Raw genomic sequence first — 19,254 nt, 5'->3', positions numbered from 1 at the left:
CGGGAGAAATTCATGACGACGATCAGCTTTGTCCGCGCCGGTGCGGCGCTGTCCCTGGGACCCGGGCTCGGCGTGCACCCCGAGCGCCAGGCCGTCCCGATCGCTCCGGGACGCCGGGCCGCGCCCGCGCCCGGGTTGCACGACGCGCTGCGCGAGCGGGCCCGGGCGGCGCCGGAGGCGACCGCGTTCTACTTCATCGACACCGACGAGCGGCTCTCGACTCTCACCAACGCGGCCCTCCTCGCCCACGCGCGTGCGGCGGCCGGGGCGCTGGCCCGTCGGGGCGTCGGCTCCGGCGCGCGCGTTCTTCTGTCCTTCGCGACAGGTCCGGACGTCGTCGTCGCGCTGTTCGGCTGCGTCCTGCTCGGCGCCGTCCCGATCCTGCTCGAGCCGCCCTTCGCGTCGAAGCGGGCGCTGTCCTGGCGGTCGCGGGCCGCGGCGATCCTCCGCGGCGCCGGGGCCCGCGCCTTGATCGTAGAGGCGTCGCTCCACGAGCAGGCCGAGACCGTCGCGCGCGGAGCCGCGGCCCCGCCCGTCCTGGTGCCCGCCGATCTGGCGGGATCTGACGATTTTGACGACGAGCCGGCGCCGGCGCCCGACGCGCTCGCCTTCATTCAGTACACCTCGGGCACGACGAGCGAGCCCCGGGGCGTGATGGTGAGCCACCGGGCGCTGTTGGCCAATGCGCGCGGCATCGGCGAGATCAGCGGATACCGCGAGGGCGAGCTCAGCCTCGGCTGGCTCCCGCTCCATCACGACATGGGCCTCGTCGGCGTGGTGCTGGCGCCCTTCCTCCACGGTTTGCCAGTGGCCCTGCTCCCGCCGCTCTCGTTCGTCCTCCGGCCGCAGCGCTGGCTGTGGGCCATGCACCACCTGCGCGGCGCGCTCTCGCCAGCGCCCAACTTCGCGTATCAGCTCTGCCTCGGCAAGATCGGCGACGATCAGCTCGCCGGCCTCGACCTCGGCGCCTGGCGGCTCGCCTACAACGGCGCCGAGTTCATCGACGCGGGCACCGTCGCCGCGTTCCGCCGCCGCTTCGGCCCCTACGGGCTGCCGGCCCGCAGCGTGCACCCCGTGTACGGCATGGCCGAGTTCGTGCTCGCCGCGACCTTCCCCGCAGCGGACAGCGAGCCGCGCGTCGACTTCGTCGCGCGCGAGCGGCTGAACCGTGACGGCGTGGCTGCTCCTGTCGCTCCTGACGATCCTGCGGCACTGGCGTTCGTCGGCGTCGGCCGGCCCTTCCCCGGTCACGCCATGAAGATCGTCGACGCGGCCGGGGTCGCGCTGCCCGAGCGCGTTCAGGGCCAGATCGTGCTCCGCGGACCGTCGCTCACCGAGGGTTACGTCGGCGATCCCGACGCCTCCGCGGCGGCGCTGCGCGACGGCTGGCTGTGCACCGGCGACCTCGGATACGTCGCCGACGGCGAGCTCTTCGTCACCGGGCGCTGCAAGGAGCTCGTCGTCAAGGCCGGCCGCAACTACCATCCTCAGGCCCTCGAGGCCGCGGCCGGCCGGGTGCCTGGCGCCCGCGCCGGCTGCATCGCCGCGTTCGGAGAGTACGACCCCGCCGACGGCACCGAGGCCGTCGTCGTCGTCGTCGAGACCGCGGAGACAGGGCGCGACGCGCTCGCGCGCCTCGCTCGCGCCGTCGAGCGCGCCGTGCTCGCCGAGACCGGGCTGCGGCCGGATCGCGTCGTCCTGGTGGCGCCGCGCTCGCTGCCGAAGACCAGCAGTGGAAAGCTGCAGCGGCTCGAGATCCGCGACCTCACACGCGCCGACCGGCTCCGCGACCTCATGCCCCGCGATGCATGAAGGGCCCGCGTCGAACCTCGCTATTCCGCGGCGGACGCTCGGCTCCGAGGTGTCGAGAAGCGCCCGCCTCGTCGTCCCGCGAGACCGCCGCGCCGGTGTCGGCCGTATCCACCACGACCATTGCTCGCAGGCGCCCCGCGATTCGCCGTGTCGCGCTCGAGCATCGCCGCCAGCGAGCGCGGGTATGGAGATAGCGACAGCAGGCGAGCGGCGGCGTCCCGTCATTCGCAGTACGAGACCACCTTGCCTTGACAATCAGGGGGTCCTCCCTCACCCTCGGCGGCACCTGAAACGAATCGCCGCTACAGCGTGGGCAGCAGCGAACCGATCCAGGCGGATCCTTCGCCTGGCCCAAGGTCACCCGCTCCGTCGAAAGCAACGCATCGTTGCACCTGCAACGACGGGCGCCGGCGCCGAATCGGGAGTACTCTCGCCATGACGCGGTTCGCTCTGTCTTCCTCGCCCGACACGGCCTCCGGGCGCCGTCGCCGGGCCACCATCCGCGCGACCGACCTGGCGCTTCTCGCCGGCGTCGCGGCGCTGGTCGCGTGCGCGGGTCCGCAGTCGGCACTCGATCCGGCGGGGCGAGGCGCCGAGCGGATCGCCGAGCTGTTCTGGTGGATGACCGCGGGGACGGTCGTCGTCTGGGCCGCGGTCATGGCGCTCGCGTTTTATGTGAGCACCCGTCGGCGGGAGCCAGGTCCGCGGGCGCCGGGCGTGTTGATCGTGGGCGGCGGCGTGGTCTTGCCGGTCCTCGTGCTCACGGCCCTCCTGATCTGGGGGCTGGCCTTGCTGCCGTCGCTCCTCGCCGGAGTGGACGCCGAGCCGACGCTCTTCGTCACGGGCCGGCAATTCTGGTGGGAGGTCGTCTATCGAACGAGCGACGGGCGGGTCGTCCCGCTGGCCAACGAGCTCCGGCTGCCGGTCGGCCGCCCGGCCGTCCTCCAGCTCGACAGCCATGACGTCATTCACTCGTTGTGGATCCCGGCGCTCGCCGGCAAGGTCGACATGATCCCGGGCCGCGTCACTCGGTTGACGCTCGAGCCGTCGCGGACCGGCGTGTTCCGCGGCCTCTGCGCCGAATACTGCGGGCTGTCCCACGCCCACATGGCCTTTGTGGTCGCCGTCACCGAGGAGCACGAATTCGCCGAGTGGCTGGCGCACCAGGCCGAACCGGCGTCGGCCCCGGCGAGCCCGCTGGCGGCGCGGGGCCAGGAGCTGCTCCTCGCCCACGGCTGCGGCGCCTGTCACACGATCCGGGGCACGCTCGCCGACGGCGACGTCGGCCCCGATCTGACCCACGTCGGCGGCCGCCTGAGCATCGCGGCCGGCACGCTGAGCAGCGACCCGCGGGCCTTCCAGCGCTGGATCGAGGCCCCGGAGCAGGTCAAGCCGGGTGTGCACATGCCAGCCTTCGCGATGTTGCCGCAAGCCGACCGGGAGGCGCTCGCCGCCTATCTGGAGGGCCTGAAATGAGCGAGCCGTCGCCCGAGCAGGTCGGCGCCGAACAGGCCGCCCGCCTGTTGAAGGCGTGGGAGACCCCGACCGGCTGGCGCTACTGGTCGGCCGTCAACAACTCGGCCGTGGGGGTGTGGTACACGGCGAGCTCGTTCTTCTTCTTCCTGTTCGCCGGCGTGCTGGCGCTGATGATGCGCACGCAGCTCGCGGTGCCCGACAACGACCTGCTGTCGGCCGACCTCTACAACCAGGCGTTCACCGTCCACGGCTCGGTGATGATGTTCCTGTTCGCGATCCCGATCTTCGAGGCGATCGCGGTGCTGCTCCTGCCGCAGATGCTGGGGGCGCGCGACCTGCCGTTCCCGCGGCTGTCGGCGTTCGGGTTCTGGTGTTTCATGCTCGGCGGGATCTTCCTGTGCGGCTCGATCTTCTTCGACGCGGCGCCGCGCGGCGGGTGGTTCATGTACCCGCCGCTCACCTCGAAGTATCAGCCGGGGATCGGCGCCGACATGTGGCTCCTGGGGTTCTCGTTCATCGAGGTCGCGGCGATCGCCGCGGCCGTCGAGCTGATCGTCGGGACGCTCAAGTGCCGGCCACCCGGGATGCGCATCAACCTCGTCCCGCTGTACGCCTGGTACACCCTCGTGGCCGCGGCGATGGTGCTGTTCGCGTTCCCGCCGCTGATCGCGGGCAGCATGCTGCTCGAGGTCGAGCGGGCGTTCGGCTGGCCCTTCTTCGACCCCGCGGGCGGCGGCGACCCGCTGCTGTGGCAGCACCTGTTCTGGCTGTTCGGGCACCCGGAGGTCTACATCATCTTTCTGCCGTCGGTCGCGCTGGTGGCGATGATGGTGCCGACCTTCGCGCGCCGGCCGGTCGTCGGCTACGACTGGATCGTCCTGTCGGCGATCGGCACCGGGTTCCTCAGCTTCGGGCTGTGGGTGCACCACATGTACACGACCGGCCTGCCGGGGGTCTCGCTGGGGCTGTTCTCGGCGGCCTCGACCGCGGTGGCGATCCCGACCGGCGTGCAGCTGTTCTGCTTCCTGGCGACGATCTTGATGGGCCGGGTGACCCGCTCGACGCCGATGCTGTTCATGTTCGGCAGCCTGGCGATCTTCGTGCTGGGCGGGCTGACGGGGGTCATGGTGGCCATGGCGCCGTTCGACTTCCAGGCCCACGACTCGTTCTTCGTCGTCGCCCACTTTCACTACACTCTGTTCGGCGGGGCGGTCTTCCCCATCATCGCCGGGTTTTATTATTATTACCCGCTCGTGGGCAACAAGATGCTGTCCGAGCGGCTCGGCAGGCTGGCGTTCTGGCTCATGTTCATCGGCTTCAACGTCGCGTTCCTGCCGATGCACCTGACGGGCCTGCGCGGGATGCCGCGGCGGGTCTTCACCTATCCGGCAGCCGCCGGGCTGGGCGGGCTCAATTTGGTGTCGACGATCGGGGCGTTCATCCTCGCCGCCGGGGTCGCGGTGATCGTCTGGGACCTGGTGCGCCCCCGCTCCCGCGAGCCGCTCGCGCCGCGCAACCCGTGGGACGCCGGCACCCTCGAATGGGTGCAGGAGATGCCGGGCAAGCCGTGGGGGATCCGCTCGATCCCACAGATCGACAGCCGCTATCCTTTGTGGGATCAGCCGGACTTCCTCCGTAACATCGACGAGGGACGCTTCTACCTGCCCGACGCGGAGGAGGGCCTGCGCGAGACGCTCGTGACGTCCGTCGTCGACGCGCGGCCGCTGTTCTGTCAGCGCCTGCCGGGCCCGAGCTTCGTCACCCCGCTCGCCGCCCTCACCACCGGCGGGTTCTTCATCCTCGGCACCTTCAAGCTGTGGTCGCTGGCGCTCGCCAGCCTGGTCGCGGCGCTGCTCGTGTTCGTGTTCTGGCTGTGGACGGGGACCGCGCGAGTGCCGGAGAAGCAGGAGAAGGACGTCGGCTGTGGGTTGACGCTGCCGCTCTACGCCTCGGGTTCGTCGTCGATCGGATGGTGGGGCGTGTTCATCACCATGCTGGCCGACTTCACCGCGTACGTGTGCCTCGTCTTCGGCTACTTCTTCTTCTGGACGGTCCACGCCGACTTCCCGCCGGCGCCGGTCCAGGGGCCGGGGGTGCTGTGGCCGGGGCTCGCGGCGCTGCTGCTCGTCGGGGCCTGGAGCGCGACATGGCTGGCCCGGCGCTGGAATCGACGCGACCGCGGACGCGCCTGCCACCTCGGGCTCCTGGGCGGGGCGGGACTCGCGGCCCTCGGCGGTGCGGCCCTCGTCGCCGGGCCGCTCGCCACCGGCCTCGACCCGACCAGCCACGCGTACCCCGCCATCGTCTGGCTCCTCGTCATCTGGACCGCCGCCCATGTGGGCATCGGCGCCATCATGCACCTGTACTGCAGCGCGCGTCGGCTCGCGGGGCACATGACCCCGCGCCACGACGCCGACCTGGGCAACGTGGTGCTCTACTGGCACTTCACCGTCCTGACCGCGCTCCTCACCGTCGCCGTGATCGCCGGCTTCCCGCTGCTGGCATGAGGCGTTCGCCATGACCGACGAGTCCCGCCCCCCGCGCGAGAACCTGTGGCTCTTGACGGCCGCGCCGTTCATCTGGCTCGCGCACCTCCTGCTCTCGTACATCACCGGCGCGGTGTGGTGCGCCAAGATCGCGGGCAGGGGCGGCTCGCTGGGGGCCGCGCGGGCGGCGATCGCCGTCTACACGCTGCTGGCGCTCGCGGGGCTGGCCCTGGTCGGCTGGAGGGCGATGCGGCGGCGCCGTCCGGTCGAGCCCGGCCCCGCGCGCGAGTACGACGCGCCCGGCGACCGCGACCGCTTCCTCGGCCGGACCACCCTGCTGCTCACCGGCCTGTCGGCGCTCGCCGTCGTCTACGCGGCACTGGTCGCGCTGTTCATCCGGAGCTGCCGATGAGGCGGCGCGCACTCCTGCTGCTCGGCGCATCGACGCTCGCGGTCGCCTGGTCCGGGGCACTGACGCAGTTCGCCCCGGGCTCGTTCTCGGCGCACATGACGATGCACATGGGCGTGGTCGCCGTGGCCGCGCCGACGCTCGCGCTCGGCGTCGCCGGTGGGCGTCTCGATCCGGTGCGGCTGGCCCCGAGGCTGTTCTCCCCGATCCCCGCCTCGGTCGTCGAGTTGGTGGTCGTGTGGGCCTGGCACACGCCGGCCCTGCATCACGCGGCGCGGCACGATCCGCGCGCGCTGGCCGTCGAGCAGGCGACGTTCCTCCTCAGTGGGCTCCTCGTGTGGCTGTCGGCCTTCGGCGGCGACGCGCGGCGGCGCGGCGAGCGGGCCGCCGGGGGCGTCGTCGCTATGCTGCTCACGTCGATGCACATGACGCTGCTGGGCGCCCTGCTCGCCCTCCCGCCGCGGCCGCTCTTCGAGCACGCGCACGGCGGCTCGTGGCTGACGCCGCTCGCCGACCAGCACCTCGGCGGGGCGATCATGCTGTCCGTCGGCGGGCTCGTGTACCTGATCGCCGGGCTCGGCCTCACGACGGTGCTGCTGCGGCGCGGCGCGGGGGCGACGGCCGCGGACGTGGCCGCGGGAGATCCGTCATGACACGTCGGCGGCTCAAGACGGGCGCGCTGCTGCTCGCGCTGCTGGCCCTGGGCGGGTTTCTGGTGGTGGCCGCGGGCCTCGTCCCGATCGCGGCCAGCTCCGGCCACTGGCGCATCACCGCGTGGTTCCTGCACTTCGCGATGCGCCGCGCGGTCGCCACCCGCACGCTCGGCGACGAGCTGCCGCCGCGCGACGAGCCCTGGCTCGTGCTCAAGGGCGCCGGTCACTACGAGGGCGCCTGCCGGCCGTGCCACGGCCGCCCCGAGGAGCCGCTGCCGCCCGTGCCCCACGCCATGACCCCGCACCCGCCGCGGCTCGGGCCGGAGCTCGCCACGAAGTGGGAGCCCGAGGAGCTGTTCTACGTCGTCAAGCACGGGATCAAGTTCACCGGCATGCCCGGCTGGCCGTCGCAGCAGCGCGACGACGAGGTGCTGGCGATGGTGGCCTTCTTGCTGGAGCTGCCGGACCTCGACGCCGAGGGCTATCGCCGGCTCGTCCATGGCGACGCGGCCCCTGCCTTCGTCGCCGACCCACTGCCGGAGCTCGCGCGCCGCCACTGCGCGCGCTGCCACGGGCTGGACGGGTGCGGCCGCGAGTCGCCGGCGTTCCCGCGGCTCGCGGGGCAGTCGCGCGAATATCTCGGCGCCGCCTTGCATGCGTTCGCCGACGGGCGACGCCACAGCGGGATCATGCGGCCGATCGCGGCGGGCCTGAGCGGCGACCAGCGCGACGAGCTCGCCGGGTATTACAGCGACCAGCGCGGCTGCCCGCCGAGTGACGAGCGATCGGCCGCCGCGATCGCGCGCGGAGGACAGATCGCCGAGCGCGGCGTCCCGGCGCAGCGCGTCCCGGCCTGCGTCGATTGCCACGGCCCCGGACGTCCCCGGCGCAACGCCGCCATGCCCGACCTCGCCGGGCAGTACGCGGATTATCTCGTCCTGCAGCTAGAGCTGTTCAAGGCCCGGCAGCGCGGCGGATCAGCCTATGCGCACCTCATGACTCCCGTGGCGAGCCCGCTCGACGCCGAACAGATCCGCGACCTGGCGGCCTACTACGCGTCGCTGAAGCCCGCCCCGTGACGCTACCGGCCAGATGGGCCCTGACGCCTCGAGCCGCCGCTGCCGTAGGTCGGGGCGGCGTCGCGGGCCGGCCGAGCAGGGCGGCGAGCGGGACGCCGAGCAGCTTCGCCTTGAGGTCCCACAGCGCGACGTCGACGGCCGAGAGCGCCATCCAGCCGAGGCCGGGGCGCCCTGTGTTGCGCAGCGCCCGGCTCATCGCCGCCCACGCCGCGGCGGTCGCCATGGCGTCGACGCCGACGATCGCGCGCGCCGACGGCCCGCCCACCAGCGGGGCCGCGGCCGCGTCCGCGTAGTCACTCGCTCGACCGCGGCCCCGTCGCCGCGAGCGCGGGTCATGCCTCAGGAGCCCTTCCGCCCGGCCTTCTCGGCGTCCGGGCCGGCGTCGATCTTCTTGCCCAGCGAGGGGAACATCGAGGCGAAGGCGCGGCGAACGATGCCGCTGGTCTGCGGGTCGCCGCCGAGGAGCGACCGCGTGTACGCCCACGCCTGCTCGACCGTGACGTGCGGCGGCAAGGTTGGCACGTTCGGGTCGGTCCGGACGTCGAGCACGTAGGGGGCGTCGGCGGCGAGCGCCGCGTCGAGGGCGTCGTCGAGCTGCTCCGGCGCGGTCACCAGCCGCGCGGGGAGACCGAGCAGCTCGGCGTACGCGGCGTAGCGCGCGTCGGGCAGCGCCTGCGAGCCGACGAACATCGGGTCGCCCGCCATCGCGCGCTGCTCCCAGGTGACCTGATTGAGGTCGCGGTTGTTGAGGACGACGACGACGAGGCGCGGATCCTGCCATTCGCCGCGGTACTTGGCGATCGTGATGAGGCCGTTGAGGCCGTTCATCTGCATCGCGCCGTCGCCGACGCAGGCGACCACCGGCCGGTCGGGATAGGCGAACTTCGCCGCGATCGCGTAGGGGATGGCCGGACCCATGGTCGCCAGGCCGCCGGACAGCGAGGCCATCATGCCGCGGCGGAACTTGAGGTCGCGGGCGAACCAGTTGGCGGAGGTGCCGGAGTCGGCGGTGACGATGCAGCGATCGGGCAGCCGCGGCGACAGCTTGCGGAACACCAGCTCGGGGTTGATCGGCTCGGCCACGAGGCGCGCGCGCTCGTCGAGCAGTTGCTCCCACTCTCGCCTGGCCTCGGCGAGCTCGCGCTGCCAGGCCTTGTCCTTGTCCACGAGCAGCGGGAGCAGGGCGCGCAGGGTCTCGGCGCTGTCGCCGACGAGGTTGAGCTCCATCGGATAGCGGATCCCGAGCTTCGTCGGGTCGAGGTCGATCTGGATCCCGCGCGCCTGGCCCTCTTTCGGCAGGAACTCGGGGTACGGGAAGCTCGACCCGACCATCAGCAACGTGTCGCACTGCTGCATCATGTCCCAGCTCGGGCGGGTGCCGAGCAGGCCGATCGCGCCGGTCACGTACGGCACGTCGTCGGGGACCGCGGCCATCCCGAGCAGCGCCTTGGCGATCCCGGCCCCGAGCCGGTCGGCGACCGCGATCACCTCGTCGGTCGCCCGCAGCGCGCCCTGGCCGACGAGCATGGCCACGCGCTGGCCCTGATTGAGGATCTGCGCGGCGGCGCGGAGGTCGGCCTCGGCCGGGACGACCCGCGGCGTGCAATAGCTGACGCTCGAGTGCACGGTGCCGTGCGCGTGCGGCTGCTGCTCGCTGGCCTCGAGCTCCTGGATGTCCTTCGGGATGATCAGGCAGGTGACGGCGCGCCGCGCCCGGGCGATCCGCATCCCGCGGTCGACCAGGTGTCGGATCTGGTCCGGGTGCATGCAGGTCTGGACGTAATGATGGGCGACGTCCTTGAACAGCGCGGCGAGGTCGACCTCCTGTTGATAGTCGCCGCCCATCGCCCGGCGCGCCGTCTGACCGACGATCGCCAGGACGGGGGTGTGATCGAGCTTGGCGTCGTACAGGCCGTTCAGCAGGTGGATCGCGCCGGGCCCCGAGGTCGCCAGGCAGATGCCCACCTCGCCCGTGAACTTGGCGTGCGCGCAAGCCATGAACGCCGCGAGCTCCTCGTGGCGGGCCTGCACGAACGCGATCTCCGACGATTTGCGGTCGAGCGCGCCGAGGATGCCGTTGATGCCGTCGCCCGGATAGCCGTAAATTCGCTTCACTCCCCATTGCGAGAGGCGATCGAGGAGGAATTCGCTGACGTTCTTGCTCATGGAGACCTCGCGCGGACGAAATGGGAGACGCCGTTCGTAGCACCGCGCCGGGAGGCCTCAAGCGGGCCGCTCCTGGGCCGCGGCGGCCAGGGAGCGGGTCGTGCGGCGGACGGGCGGCGCGGGACGGACGGGCGCCATCCGCTCCGTAGCGACCCCCAGGGTCGGCCCCTGTAGCGACAATACAATGGGCAGCGGGGCATCCTCGCCGCGCGCCTCACCCCGGAGCAGCAGGCCGCCGCTGGCGGCGACTCCGCCGGACCGAAAGCGGTCCACCGCGGGTGAGGCCGGGTCCGGGCCGCTGAGCCGGGTCAGACCCGCTCGTCGGGCGCGGCTACCCGCGCAGCGACCTCTGGAGTGGCCCTGCTCGCTCCGTCCTGCCGACGCCCGGGTCGAGCTCGCATGCCTCGCGCAGCCGCCCGGAGCAGGATCCATGCAGGAGGAACGTACGATGAGCAGGCCGAGCCCTTCCCCGAAGCAGGAAAAGAACCGTCCGGAGCCGGAGCCCCACGGCGCGGACGTCGACGACGAGGACATCGAACACCCGGCCGGGGAGGCCGAGACCGAGGTCGAACGCCGCAACCAGGCCATCCAGGACAAGTCGCTCGGCGCCCCGGTCACGGGCATGCCCGGGAACCCCAAGCCGGCCCGCCGCTGAGCGTCGGGTCGCCGCCCGGGGCGACGCCCCCGCATGACTGAACAGACATGTTTTTTCGGTCATAGCGTGGAGCTCGACAGGACAAGTCGCTCGGCGCCCCTCGTCGACCCCGAGCGCTCGGACGGTGGTTTGCCGCCGGTCGCCCGGTCAGCATACAGATCATATTCATAAATCCTGACGCTCCTTGCTCTCGACGCACGTGTGCCGCATATACGACGCGTCGCCGCGACCGGCCGCCGAGCTCGATCCGGCCGTTTCAAGACAGCAAGACAGGAGGAGGAGAGATGGCGGGATCTACGCGTCTCCGCGGACAGAACCGGCAGTCTGGGCTCGACCGAGAAGGCTGGTCGCTCGCCGCGGGCAGGGGCGCGTTGTTCGCCATGATCTGGTGGGTGCTAGCCGAAGGAGATACCGGCTCCTGGCGGATGGGAGCGCCTTGCGTGCTGATCGCCGTCCTGGCCATGATCGCGCTTTCGCCCCGCCGAGTGTGGCGCCTCCGGCCGCTCGGGGTGATCGCCTTCATCCCCTTTTTCCTGCGCCGGACCGTGATCGGCAGCGTGGACGTGGCGTGGCGAGCGCTGCATCCTCGCATGCCGATCGACCCCGACCTGGTGTATTACCGGCTCCGCTTCCCCGCGGGACCGGGGCGGCTGCTGTTCGTCAGCGCGGTGAATCTCCTCCCCGGTACCGTCGGGGCAGAATTCGAGGGGGATAGTGTGGTGATCCACGTTATAGATCGCCAGCGGCCCCACGATACGTCGCTCGAGTCGCTCGAGCGCCGCGTGGCGGCAATGCTCGCGCCGGAGCCCGGAGAGCCCGGATGATGCTCATGTGCTCCGGCCTGACCCTCCTGCTGCTATTGACTCTGGTGGCGGGGCTCGTACGCGTGCTGCGGGGGCCGACGCCGGCGGACCGAATGCTGGCAGCGCAGCTGTTCGGGACCACGGGGGTAGCCATCTTGCTGCTGCTGGAGGAGGCGCTCGAAGCGGCGGCGCTGATCGACGTGGCGCTGGTCGTCGCCCTGTTGGCCGCCGTGGCGCTGGTCGCGTTCGTCCGGCGCTCGGCATGTCCGGGCGACGACTGGACGAAGGACGACGATGACCGTCCCTGAGCTGCTCGAGGTCGCGTTGATCGCCACCGGCAGCCTGTTCTTCGTGGCCGGTACGGTCGGCATGCTGCGCTTTCCCGACGTGTTCATGCGGCTGCATGCCCTGACCAAGGCGGATAACCTCGGCATGGGACTGGTGATCGCCGGACTCCTCCTACGCGCGCCCTCCTGGCATCGAGCGGTCAAGCTGCTGCTGATCTGGGGTTTGGTGCTGCTCGCCAGCACCGTCGCCTGCCATCTCGTCGCGCAGTCGGCGCTCCGCGCGGGGCTGAGCCCCTGGAGGCGCCCATGATCTTCGATCACGTGCTGGCGCTGACCCTCGTGGGGTTGGCCTGGCGGCTGCTCTCGACCTCCCACCTGTTCAAGGCGGTCGTTCTCTTCATCACCTTCGGGCTGCTGCTGGCGCTCGCCTGGGTCCGGCTCGAGGCTCCGGACATCGCGCTGGCGGAGGCCGCGATCGGGGCCGGACTCACCGGGGCGCTGCTGCTCGACGCGCGCGCGCGACTCGAGCCGCGAGACGATGTCCCGGACATCGCTCCCGCGGGGTCAGGGCCACCGGCCCCCGACGCGTCGCATTGAGGCCAGCATGCGCCAGATGCTGGCATTCACCCTGCTCACATTGCTCGTGCTCGCCTCCGGCCTTGGCCTGGCCGTGGCGGTGCTCTCGCTCCCGGACGCGCCCACGGATCTGGCGGCGCGGGTCGACGCGGGGCTCGACGACAGCGGCGTCTCCCATCCTGTGACCGCGGTGCTGCTGAACTTCAGGGCGTACGACACCCTGCTCGAGATCGGCGTGCTGCTGCTCGTATTGACCGGCACCTGGTCGTTCGGCCTGGAGAGACGCCTCGATCCGGAGGGTCCGGTCGGACCGATCCAGGCGGAGCTGGTGCGCAACCTGGTCCCACTCATGGTGCTCGTCGCTGGCCACCTGCTGTGGCTGGGCAGCAAGGCGCCCGGCGGCGCCTTCCAGGCCGGTGCGGTGCTCGGCGGCGCAGGGGTGCTGCTGGTCCTCTCGCAGCACCCGCTCCCGGCTTGGCGCCACCCGGCGGGATACCGCGCGACCGCCTCCCTGGGCCTGCTGGTGTTCTTGATCGCCAGCGTGGCGACGATGCGCGACGGCCGTCTGCTCGAGGTTCGAGGCCGCGAGGCCGGGCTCCTGATCCTGCTGATCGAGGTGGCCGCGGCGATCTCGATCGGCGCAATCCTGGCCGCGCTGTTCGCCGCCGAGGCCCCCGAGACGGCCACGAGCCTCGATGAGCGGAAGGAGCCGCAACCGTGAGCCTGTCAACATTGTATGCCATGACCGGCGTGGCGCTGTTCAGCCTCGGGTTCCACGCCCTCCTCGTGCAACGGCATCTGCTGCGCAAGGTGCTGGCCCTCAACGTGCTGGGGAGCGCGACGTTCCTGCTGCTGGTGGGGATGGCCCGCCGCGGCGGAGACACGCCCGACCCGGTCCCGCATGCCATGGTCCTCACTGGAATCGTGGTCGCTGTGAGTGCCACCGCTCTGGCCCTCTCCCTGGCCCGCCGCCTCAAGGCCGCGCAGGGGTTGGTTCGACTGCCCGAGGACATGCCGGAATGAAGGGAGCCCGGCCGCCGTGGATCGGCCCCTGAACTGGGCCGTCTTGAGCGTCGTCCTGCCGCTGTTCGGGGCCGTGGCGGCGTTTCTGGCTCGAGCTCGAGCGGGACAGCGGATCGGTCTGCTCATCAGCCTGGCCGTTGTCCTGTGCTCGTGCGGGCTCGCCCTGCAGTTGCTCGAGTACGGCGCCGACCGCTACGGGATCGGCGGCTGGAGCGCGCCGCTGGGGATCGGTCTGGTCGCCGATGGATTGAGCGCGGTGATGCTCTTCATGACCGCGGTGGTCGGCGCGCTCACCGGGCTGCACGCCACCCGCTACTTTGCACCTCGACTGTCGCATGACTCCGCGCAGGCGGCGTCTCAAGCGCATCGCCGCCGTTATTTCTGGCCCCTGTGGCTCTTCATGTGGGCCGCGCTCAACGCCCTGTACCTCTCGGCGGACCTGTTCAACCTCTACGTGACGCTCGAACTGCTGGGGCTCTCGGCGGTCCCCCTGGTGGCGCTGGCGGGCGGGCCGTCGCTGGCGGCGGCGATGCGCTATCTGCTGGTGAGCATGCTGGGCTCCCTCGCCTGGCTGTTCGGCGTGGCCCTGCTGTACAGCGCTCACGGCGTGCTCGATCTGGATCGGTTGAGCGGGATCCTCGCCCCGGGTCCGGCCGTCTGGGCCGCGATCGCGCTGATGACGGGTGGCATGCTCCTGAAGACCGCCGTCTTCCCGCTGCACTTCTGGCTCCCGCCGGCGCACGCCAGCGCCCCCGCGCCGGTCAGCGCCCTCCTGTCGGCGGTGGTGGTCAAAGCCACGTTCTATCTCGTGGTGCGGCTGTGGGCGCAGGTCTTCCCGGCGGCGCTCTCGTTCGCGGCAGGGCAGCTGCTCGGGTACCTGGGAGCTGCTGCCATCCTGTGGGGGAGCGTCCAGGCGCTGCGGCAAGACCGCATCAAGCTGCTGCTGGCCTATTCGACGGTGGCCCAGCTGGGCTATCTATTCCTGGTTTTCTCCCTGGCGATGGCGCCGGAGGCCGCGGCCGACGCGTGGCGGGCCGCCGTCCTGTTCGCCGTCGCGCACGCATTCGGCAAGGCTGCCCTGTTCCTGGCGTCCGGCAACCTGTTGCTCGCTCTGGGTCATGACCGCATCGACGGGCTCCACGGCGTGAGCGCCCGGCTCCCGATCACGATGTTCGCCTTCGGACTGGCCGGGGTCAACCTGATGGGGCTGCCGCCAAGCGGCAGTTTCATCGCCAAATGGTGGATGTTGATCGCCGCACTGCGCGGCGGGCGCTGGGAGCTGGTGCTGGTGCTGGTCCTGGGCAGCCTGTTGGCCGCCGCCTATGTCCTGAGGGTGTTGGGACCGGCCCTGATGGGGCCCGCCCGTGGGCCCCGAATAGCCGTCCCGGCGCTGATGGAATGGACCGCCCTGGCACTGGCCCTGCTCAGCGTCCTCGCCGGGATCACGGTCTCGACCTCGCTCAGGCTGCTCGAGGTCGGCAACCCCTTCAGCCCCGCGCCGGGAGTCCCGCAATGACCGTGACGTTCTGGCTCCCCGTGGCGATCCTGCTGAGCTCGTTCGTGCCTGGTGTCGTCATCTTCCTGCTGCCCGAAGAGCAGAGCGGGGCACGTACGGCCCTGAACCTCATCGGCGCCGTGATCAAGGTCGTCCTGGTGATCGGCATGATATGGGGGATCACGGAGGGCCGGATCTACGAGGCCCGGATCCCGCTGCTCCCCGACATCGATCTGGTGCTGCACGCCTCCCGGCTCCCCGTTCTCTTCATCTCCCTGTCGGCGGTGCTCTGGCTGCTCACCACCATTTACGCCGTCGGTTACCTCGAGGGCTCGCCACACCGCAGCCGGTTCTTCGGCTTCTTCAGCCTGTGCGTCAGCGCCACCACCGGGGTCGCCATGGCGGGTAACCTGCTCAGCTTCCTCGTGTTCTACGAGATACTGACCCTGGTGACCTGGCCGCTGGTGATCCACCGCGGGACAGAAGAGGCCCATCAGGCCGGACGGGTCTACCTCGCCTACACCCTCACCGGCGGAGCGCTGTTGATGGTCGGGATCACGTGGCTGCACGCGCTGGTCGGGCCGGTCGACTTCGTGGAACGGGGGGCGCTCGCGGGGATCGGCCCCGATTACCACGGGCAGCTCAAGGTCATCTTCGCGCTGCTCATCGCCGGTCTGGGCGTCAAGGCGGCGCTGGTCCCCCTGCACGGCTGGCTCCCCCACGCCATGGTCGCGCCCGCCCCTGTCAGCGCGTTGCTCCACGCTGTCGCGGTGGTGAAAGCCGGCGCGTTCGGGATCGTGCGCGTCATGTACGACGTGTTCGGCATTGAGTTCGCCACGACGCTGGGTGTCCATCGCCCGCTGGCGCTCGTCGCCAGCATCACCATCATCTATGGCTCGATCCAGGCGCTCGCTCAGGACGACCTCAAGCGCCGGCTGGCGTTCTCCACCGTCAGCCAAATATCGTACATCATCCTGGGAGTCGCCACGCTGGGTCGGCTCGCCACCATCGGCGGCGTGGTGCATCTGGTCCACCAGGCGCTGATGAAGATCACCCTCTTCTTCTGCGCGGGTATCTTGCTAGAGACTCTGGGCATCCACCGGGTGAGCGAAATGAATGGAGTGGGGCGGCGGATGCCCCTGACCATGATCGCGTTCAGCCTGGCCGCCCTCGGCATGATCGGCTTGCCGCCGATGGCCGGCTTTATCAGCAAGTGGTATCTCGGCCTGGGAGGGCTGGACGCCGGCGATCCGTGGGTGCTCGCGGTGCTCCTCGTCAGTACGATCCTCAACGCCGCCTATTTCCTGCCCATTCTCCACGCGGCCTGGTTCCGGCCCGCGAACTCCCCGTGGCCGGAGGCGCGCCGCGGGGAGTTCGAGACCCGGCTCTATCTGTTGCTCCCTCCGCTGATCACCGCCCTGTTGTTCATCCTGGCCGGCCTCTTCGCCGCGGCGCCGGTCAGCCCCACCGCCTGGTGCCACGTCATCGCCGACGCGGAGTATGGACAATGAGCCTCGCGTCCGGCCCGCTCCCCGGGCCGTTCTTGCTGGTCTTCCTGATCGGGCTGCTGCCGGCGTGTGCGCTGCTACTGCCTCGGCTCCGCCCCGCTGCAATGGCCGTAGCGCCCTGGGCCGCCCTACCGCCGCTCCTCCTGGCGCTGTCTTCGACCCCCGACGTCGAACTCGAACTCCCCTGGGTGCTCCTGGGAACGCGCCTCGGGATGGACGCCACCGGGCAGGTGTTCCTCTTTTTCACAGCGCTCCTATGGTGGGTGTCGGGGATCTACGCCCGGAGCTATCTCGAGGACGACCCGGAGATCCATCGCTTCTTCACCTGCTTTCTGCTGACAATGACCGGCAACCTGGGCCTGATCCTCTCCCTCGACATGGCCTCATTTTATTGTTTCTTCGCCGTGATGAGCTTCGCCTCGTACGGGCTGATCGTCCATCACGGCGACCGCGAGGCGCTGCGCGCCGGTCGCGTCTATATGATGATGGTGATCCTGGGCGAAGTGCTGCTGTTCGCCGCACTGGTGATCGCCGCGTTCGATACGCAGCACCTCGCCTTTCGCGAGGTCACCGCCGGCCTACGGTCCTCGCCGCGCCAAGATTGGATCATCGCGCTCGCGCTGGCCGGCTTCGGTATCAAGGCGGGCGCGCTTCCGCTCCACTCCTGGCTGCCACTCGCCCATCCGGCGGCGCCGACCCCGGCGAGCGCCGTGCTGAGCGGCGCGATGATCAAGGCGGGGTTGCTGGGCTGGCTGCGATTTCTTCCGCTGGGTGAGGTCGCGCTCCCCGGCTGGGGGGCCTTTACGATGGCCGCGGGTGTCGCCGCACTGTTCCTCGGCGCGGCCCTGGGCGTGGTCCAGCAGAATTCCAAGGCGATCCTGGCCTACTCGAGCATCAGTCAGATGGGCCTCATGACCGTGGGGCTCGGCATCGGCCTGGCCGCGCCCGAACACTGGCAGACCACCCTGGCCGCGCTGCAGTTGTACGCCCTGCATCATGCACTGGCCAAGGGGGCGCTGTTTTTGGGAGTCGGCGCGGCGGCGACAACTCTCACCGGGCCCTGGCAGCGGAGGGCAGTGGCAGTCGGCCTGATGTTGCCCGCGCTGTCTCTGGCCGGAGCTCCCTGGACCAGCGGTGCTGCCGCCAAGACGGCGCTCAAGGCGGCGGCGAAGGCGGTGCCCTGGCCGACGTGGCTGGATTGGTCGCTCGCCCTCGGATCGATCGCCACGACCCTCGTGATGGCCCGCTTCGCGCTGGAGGTTTGGCCCCGCGGACCTGCTGCGCACCATCGCCTCGACGGCATCGCTCTGACCGCGTGGTCACTCCTGCTCGCAGCAGTGCTGGGCGTGATGTGGGTGGTCCCGTGGCCCAGCATCCGCGGGCCGCTCCGCGAGGGACTCTCCTTCGCGGCCTTCAGGACCGCCCTGTGGCCGGTCCTGATCGGCGCAGCGCTGGCCTGGAGACTCGCCCGCTCCCGGCGCGGGCGGTTGCTCCTCGGGCGCCTGCAGATCCCGGCGGGGGACCTGGCGGCGCTGGCGGAACGGGGCTGGTCAGCGCTGCGGCGGCGGCCCGGCGGAGGTCCCGAGGAGGCGAGATCACGCTGGCTCGGGCAAAAATGGCGTGCCCCCCTCGAGCGAGCCACTGTCCGTATTGAGGAGGCCGCGACGAGCCTCGAGCAGAGCCTGGCGGGATGGACGGTCGGGGGGTCGGCGTTCCTGGTGATCACAGGCGTGCTCGTTTGGCTACTCACGCGCTAGCCCGCGCCGTGTGGCCGTGTCCCCGCCCGTCCGACGCCACCGGACGGGCGAGCATGAGAAAAACGGCACGGGTAGGCTCGCCGGTGTCCGCCGCTGACCTCCGCCGCCGTCGTGCCTGCTGTCGGCGGTGTGACGCCCGGCGGACGCGGCTACCTGTGCCCCCGGCCGTCTCGCATTGGACTCCCGACGCCAAGCTCCGGGCCGGACGGACCTACTTCGAGCCCGGCGGCGGCATCAACATCGCGCGCGCGCTCAGGCGGCTCGGAGAGCGGGCCCGTGCGCTGTGGCTTTGCAGCGGCACCGACGGGCAGCGGCTCGGCGCGTTGCTCGACGCCGAGGGCATTGAACACGAGCCGGTCCTGATCGCCGACGAGCGTGCCACGGGCGGGCTGTCCTGAATCACGGTGTGCGGCCCCGAGGACGCGGTCGTCCTGGTACGAGCCGCAGATCCACCGTCGTTCCTAGTGTTCGGCCAGCGCTTCGAACTCATCCTTGTCAGAGAGTGCTGCAAACCGACGACCGCTGGCCAAGAGTGAGCGCGGAGGTCCGAACTGCGGCGCACGCGGCGTCGACAGGGACCACGAGCACGTCGAACGGGAGACGGTTGAGAAGCCGCTGGACGGCATCCCCGAGGACGCGAGATCACGTCGGCTTGCACAGCAGTGGCGTGTCTCCGTCAAGCGGGGCCAGCGCCAGCGAGCGGGGCGTGACCAGCAGATCCCGTGCAGGCGAGCGCGGCAAATTCGCTTGCTCGTCTCATTAGGGCAGGCTCCGCCGCACGCGATTCGCCGCCGCGGATGCGGATAGCGATACGCCCGATGGGACAACGATCTGCAAGCCATGCCCGTGTGAGCGCCTCGGCGGTGGACACCTCTGCAGCTCGATCCGCGCGCGCCGTCACCGGTCGATCCGATGCTGCAGACTCATCGAGTACTTGCGCCACGTGGACGAACACTAGTGCCCGCCCCATCACGGTCGCCAGCGACTGCGCTACCGCCACGGCACCGACGCTTGCCACTGTCGGCGTGAGCGCTACGAGGATGGGCCCATCACCCAGCTGCTCGGCCTC

19 protein-coding genes are annotated in these 19,254 nt (G+C 70.8%); 17 read left to right on the top strand and 2 right to left on the bottom strand.

Going from position 1 to position 19,254, the window contains the following annotated elements:
- Window positions 1–12: 12 nt before the first annotated feature.
- From K7C98_RS41195 to K7C98_RS41170, 6 genes are all read left to right on the top strand, one after another.
- Entirely contained in the window at window positions 13–1,812 is a 1,800-nt protein-coding gene (locus K7C98_RS41195; RefSeq protein ID WP_224197420.1) for an AMP-binding protein, read from the top strand.
- Between the two features lie 435 nt (window positions 1,813–2,247).
- Window positions 2,248–3,288 carry a cytochrome c oxidase subunit II gene (locus K7C98_RS41190; RefSeq protein WP_224197419.1) on the top strand — a complete coding sequence of 347 codons (1,041 nt, stop codon included), beginning with the start codon at window positions 2,248–2,250 and terminating at the stop codon, window positions 3,286–3,288.
- Entirely contained in the window at window positions 3,285–5,795 is a 2,511-nt protein-coding gene (ctaD, locus tag K7C98_RS41185) for a cytochrome c oxidase subunit I (protein ID WP_224197418.1), read from the top strand. The genes K7C98_RS41190 and ctaD overlap by 4 nt, the downstream gene beginning before the upstream one ends.
- Before the next feature lie 10 nt (window positions 5,796–5,805).
- Window positions 5,806–6,186 carry a hypothetical protein gene (locus K7C98_RS41180; protein WP_224197491.1) on the top strand — a complete coding sequence of 127 codons (381 nt, stop codon included), beginning with the start codon at window positions 5,806–5,808 and terminating at the stop codon, window positions 6,184–6,186.
- Window positions 6,183–6,836, top strand: coding sequence for a cytochrome c oxidase assembly protein (locus K7C98_RS41175; protein WP_263430261.1), 654 nt, complete (start codon window positions 6,183–6,185; stop codon window positions 6,834–6,836). Before K7C98_RS41180 ends, K7C98_RS41175 begins: the two co-directional genes overlap by 4 nt.
- Entirely contained in the window at window positions 6,833–7,915 is a 1,083-nt protein-coding gene (locus K7C98_RS41170) for a c-type cytochrome (protein ID WP_224197417.1), read from the top strand. The genes K7C98_RS41175 and K7C98_RS41170 overlap by 4 nt, the downstream gene beginning before the upstream one ends.
- Here the strand turns inward: K7C98_RS41170 and K7C98_RS45570 are convergent.
- The gene (locus K7C98_RS45570) at window positions 7,830–8,111 is read right to left on the bottom strand and encodes a hypothetical protein (RefSeq protein ID WP_263430299.1); all 282 of its coding nucleotides are present in this window, start codon (window positions 8,109–8,111) and stop codon (window positions 7,830–7,832) included. The genes K7C98_RS41170 and K7C98_RS45570 overlap by 86 nt on opposite strands.
- 143 nt (window positions 8,112–8,254) lie before the next feature.
- A complete protein-coding gene (locus tag K7C98_RS41160) occupies window positions 8,255–10,081 on the bottom strand; it encodes a thiamine pyrophosphate-requiring protein (RefSeq protein WP_224197415.1) in 1,827 nt (608 codons plus the stop codon).
- Between the two features lie 448 nt (window positions 10,082–10,529).
- Here K7C98_RS41160 and K7C98_RS41155 point away from each other — a divergent pair, with 448 nt between their 5' ends.
- From K7C98_RS41155 to K7C98_RS41105, 11 genes are all read left to right on the top strand, one after another.
- Window positions 10,530–10,736 (top strand): hypothetical protein, encoded by a 207-nt coding sequence (locus K7C98_RS41155; RefSeq protein WP_224197414.1) that lies wholly within the window; start codon window positions 10,530–10,532, stop codon window positions 10,734–10,736.
- Between the two features lie 284 nt (window positions 10,737–11,020).
- The gene (locus K7C98_RS41150) at window positions 11,021–11,560 is read left to right on the top strand and encodes a Na+/H+ antiporter subunit E (protein WP_224197413.1); all 540 of its coding nucleotides are present in this window, start codon (window positions 11,021–11,023) and stop codon (window positions 11,558–11,560) included.
- Window positions 11,557–11,847: a monovalent cation/H+ antiporter complex subunit F gene (locus tag K7C98_RS41145; RefSeq protein WP_224197412.1), complete on the top strand. Its 291-nt coding sequence runs from the start codon at window positions 11,557–11,559 to the stop codon at window positions 11,845–11,847. Before K7C98_RS41150 ends, K7C98_RS41145 begins: the two co-directional genes overlap by 4 nt.
- Window positions 11,834–12,136: a monovalent cation/H(+) antiporter subunit G gene (gene mnhG, locus K7C98_RS41140; protein WP_224197411.1), complete on the top strand. Its 303-nt coding sequence runs from the start codon at window positions 11,834–11,836 to the stop codon at window positions 12,134–12,136. The genes K7C98_RS41145 and mnhG overlap by 14 nt, the downstream gene beginning before the upstream one ends.
- Window positions 12,133–12,423, top strand: a complete 291-nt coding sequence (locus K7C98_RS41135; RefSeq protein WP_224197410.1) for a Na(+)/H(+) antiporter subunit B — start codon at window positions 12,133–12,135, stop codon at window positions 12,421–12,423. Before mnhG ends, K7C98_RS41135 begins: the two co-directional genes overlap by 4 nt.
- A gap of 7 nt (window positions 12,424–12,430) precedes the next feature.
- Window positions 12,431–13,123 carry an MnhB domain-containing protein gene (locus K7C98_RS41130; protein WP_224197409.1) on the top strand — a complete coding sequence of 231 codons (693 nt, stop codon included), beginning with the start codon at window positions 12,431–12,433 and terminating at the stop codon, window positions 13,121–13,123.
- Window positions 13,124–13,125: 2 nt separating this feature from the next.
- Window positions 13,126–13,425 carry a sodium:proton antiporter gene (locus tag K7C98_RS41125; RefSeq protein WP_276572763.1) on the top strand — a complete coding sequence of 100 codons (300 nt, stop codon included), beginning with the start codon at window positions 13,126–13,128 and terminating at the stop codon, window positions 13,423–13,425.
- A gap of 43 nt (window positions 13,426–13,468) precedes the next feature.
- Window positions 13,469–14,941: a complex I subunit 5 family protein gene (locus tag K7C98_RS41120; protein ID WP_224197407.1), complete on the top strand. Its 1,473-nt coding sequence runs from the start codon at window positions 13,469–13,471 to the stop codon at window positions 14,939–14,941.
- The gene (locus K7C98_RS41115; RefSeq protein WP_224197406.1) at window positions 14,938–16,431 is read left to right on the top strand and encodes a complex I subunit 5 family protein; all 1,494 of its coding nucleotides are present in this window, start codon (window positions 14,938–14,940) and stop codon (window positions 16,429–16,431) included. Before K7C98_RS41120 ends, K7C98_RS41115 begins: the two co-directional genes overlap by 4 nt.
- A gap of 32 nt (window positions 16,432–16,463) precedes the next feature.
- Window positions 16,464–18,185 carry a complex I subunit 5 family protein gene (locus K7C98_RS41110; protein WP_224197405.1) on the top strand — a complete coding sequence of 574 codons (1,722 nt, stop codon included), beginning with the start codon at window positions 16,464–16,466 and terminating at the stop codon, window positions 18,183–18,185.
- A 155-nt stretch (window positions 18,186–18,340) separates the two neighbouring features.
- Window positions 18,341–18,583, top strand: a complete 243-nt coding sequence (locus K7C98_RS41105; RefSeq protein WP_224197404.1) for a hypothetical protein — start codon at window positions 18,341–18,343, stop codon at window positions 18,581–18,583.
- The last annotated feature ends 671 nt before the right edge of the window (window positions 18,584–19,254 follow it).

This window comes from Nannocystis pusilla, from assembly GCF_020073745.1.
Taxonomy (GTDB): domain Bacteria; phylum Myxococcota_A; class Polyangia; order Nannocystales; family Nannocystaceae; genus Nannocystis; species Nannocystis radixulma.
The sequence above is the reverse complement of the archived record's forward strand: the minus strand, read 5'-3'. Positions and strand labels throughout refer to the sequence as shown.

What these genes read in the sequence shown, in the direction of transcription:
- K7C98_RS41145 (WP_224197412.1), top strand. Translation starts at nt 11,557, where the DNA reads ATGATGCTCATGTGCTCCGGCCTGACCCTCCTGCTGCTATTGACTCTG.
- K7C98_RS41195 (WP_224197420.1), top strand. Translation starts at nt 13, where the DNA reads ATGACGACGATCAGCTTTGTCCGCGCCGGTGCGGCGCTGTCCCTGGGA.
- K7C98_RS41150 (WP_224197413.1), top strand. Translation starts at nt 11,021, where the DNA reads ATGGCGGGATCTACGCGTCTCCGCGGACAGAACCGGCAGTCTGGGCTC.
- K7C98_RS41175 (WP_263430261.1), top strand. Translation starts at nt 6,183, where the DNA reads ATGAGGCGGCGCGCACTCCTGCTGCTCGGCGCATCGACGCTCGCGGTC.
- K7C98_RS41115 (WP_224197406.1), top strand. Translation starts at nt 14,938, where the DNA reads ATGACCGTGACGTTCTGGCTCCCCGTGGCGATCCTGCTGAGCTCGTTC.
- mnhG (WP_224197411.1), top strand. Translation starts at nt 11,834, where the DNA reads ATGACCGTCCCTGAGCTGCTCGAGGTCGCGTTGATCGCCACCGGCAGC.
- K7C98_RS41180 (WP_224197491.1), top strand. Translation starts at nt 5,806, where the DNA reads ATGACCGACGAGTCCCGCCCCCCGCGCGAGAACCTGTGGCTCTTGACG.
- K7C98_RS41170 (WP_224197417.1), top strand. Translation starts at nt 6,833, where the DNA reads ATGACACGTCGGCGGCTCAAGACGGGCGCGCTGCTGCTCGCGCTGCTG.
- K7C98_RS41190 (WP_224197419.1), top strand. Translation starts at nt 2,248, where the DNA reads ATGACGCGGTTCGCTCTGTCTTCCTCGCCCGACACGGCCTCCGGGCGC.
- K7C98_RS41155 (WP_224197414.1), top strand. Translation starts at nt 10,530, where the DNA reads ATGAGCAGGCCGAGCCCTTCCCCGAAGCAGGAAAAGAACCGTCCGGAG.
- K7C98_RS41135 (WP_224197410.1), top strand. Translation starts at nt 12,133, where the DNA reads ATGATCTTCGATCACGTGCTGGCGCTGACCCTCGTGGGGTTGGCCTGG.
- K7C98_RS41160 (WP_224197415.1), bottom strand. Translation starts at nt 10,081, where the DNA reads ATGAGCAAGAACGTCAGCGAATTCCTCCTCGATCGCCTCTCGCAATGG.
- K7C98_RS45570 (WP_263430299.1), bottom strand. Translation starts at nt 8,111, where the DNA reads ATGAGCCGGGCGCTGCGCAACACAGGGCGCCCCGGCCTCGGCTGGATG.
- K7C98_RS41130 (WP_224197409.1), top strand. Translation starts at nt 12,431, where the DNA reads ATGCGCCAGATGCTGGCATTCACCCTGCTCACATTGCTCGTGCTCGCC.
- ctaD (WP_224197418.1), top strand. Translation starts at nt 3,285, where the DNA reads ATGAGCGAGCCGTCGCCCGAGCAGGTCGGCGCCGAACAGGCCGCCCGC.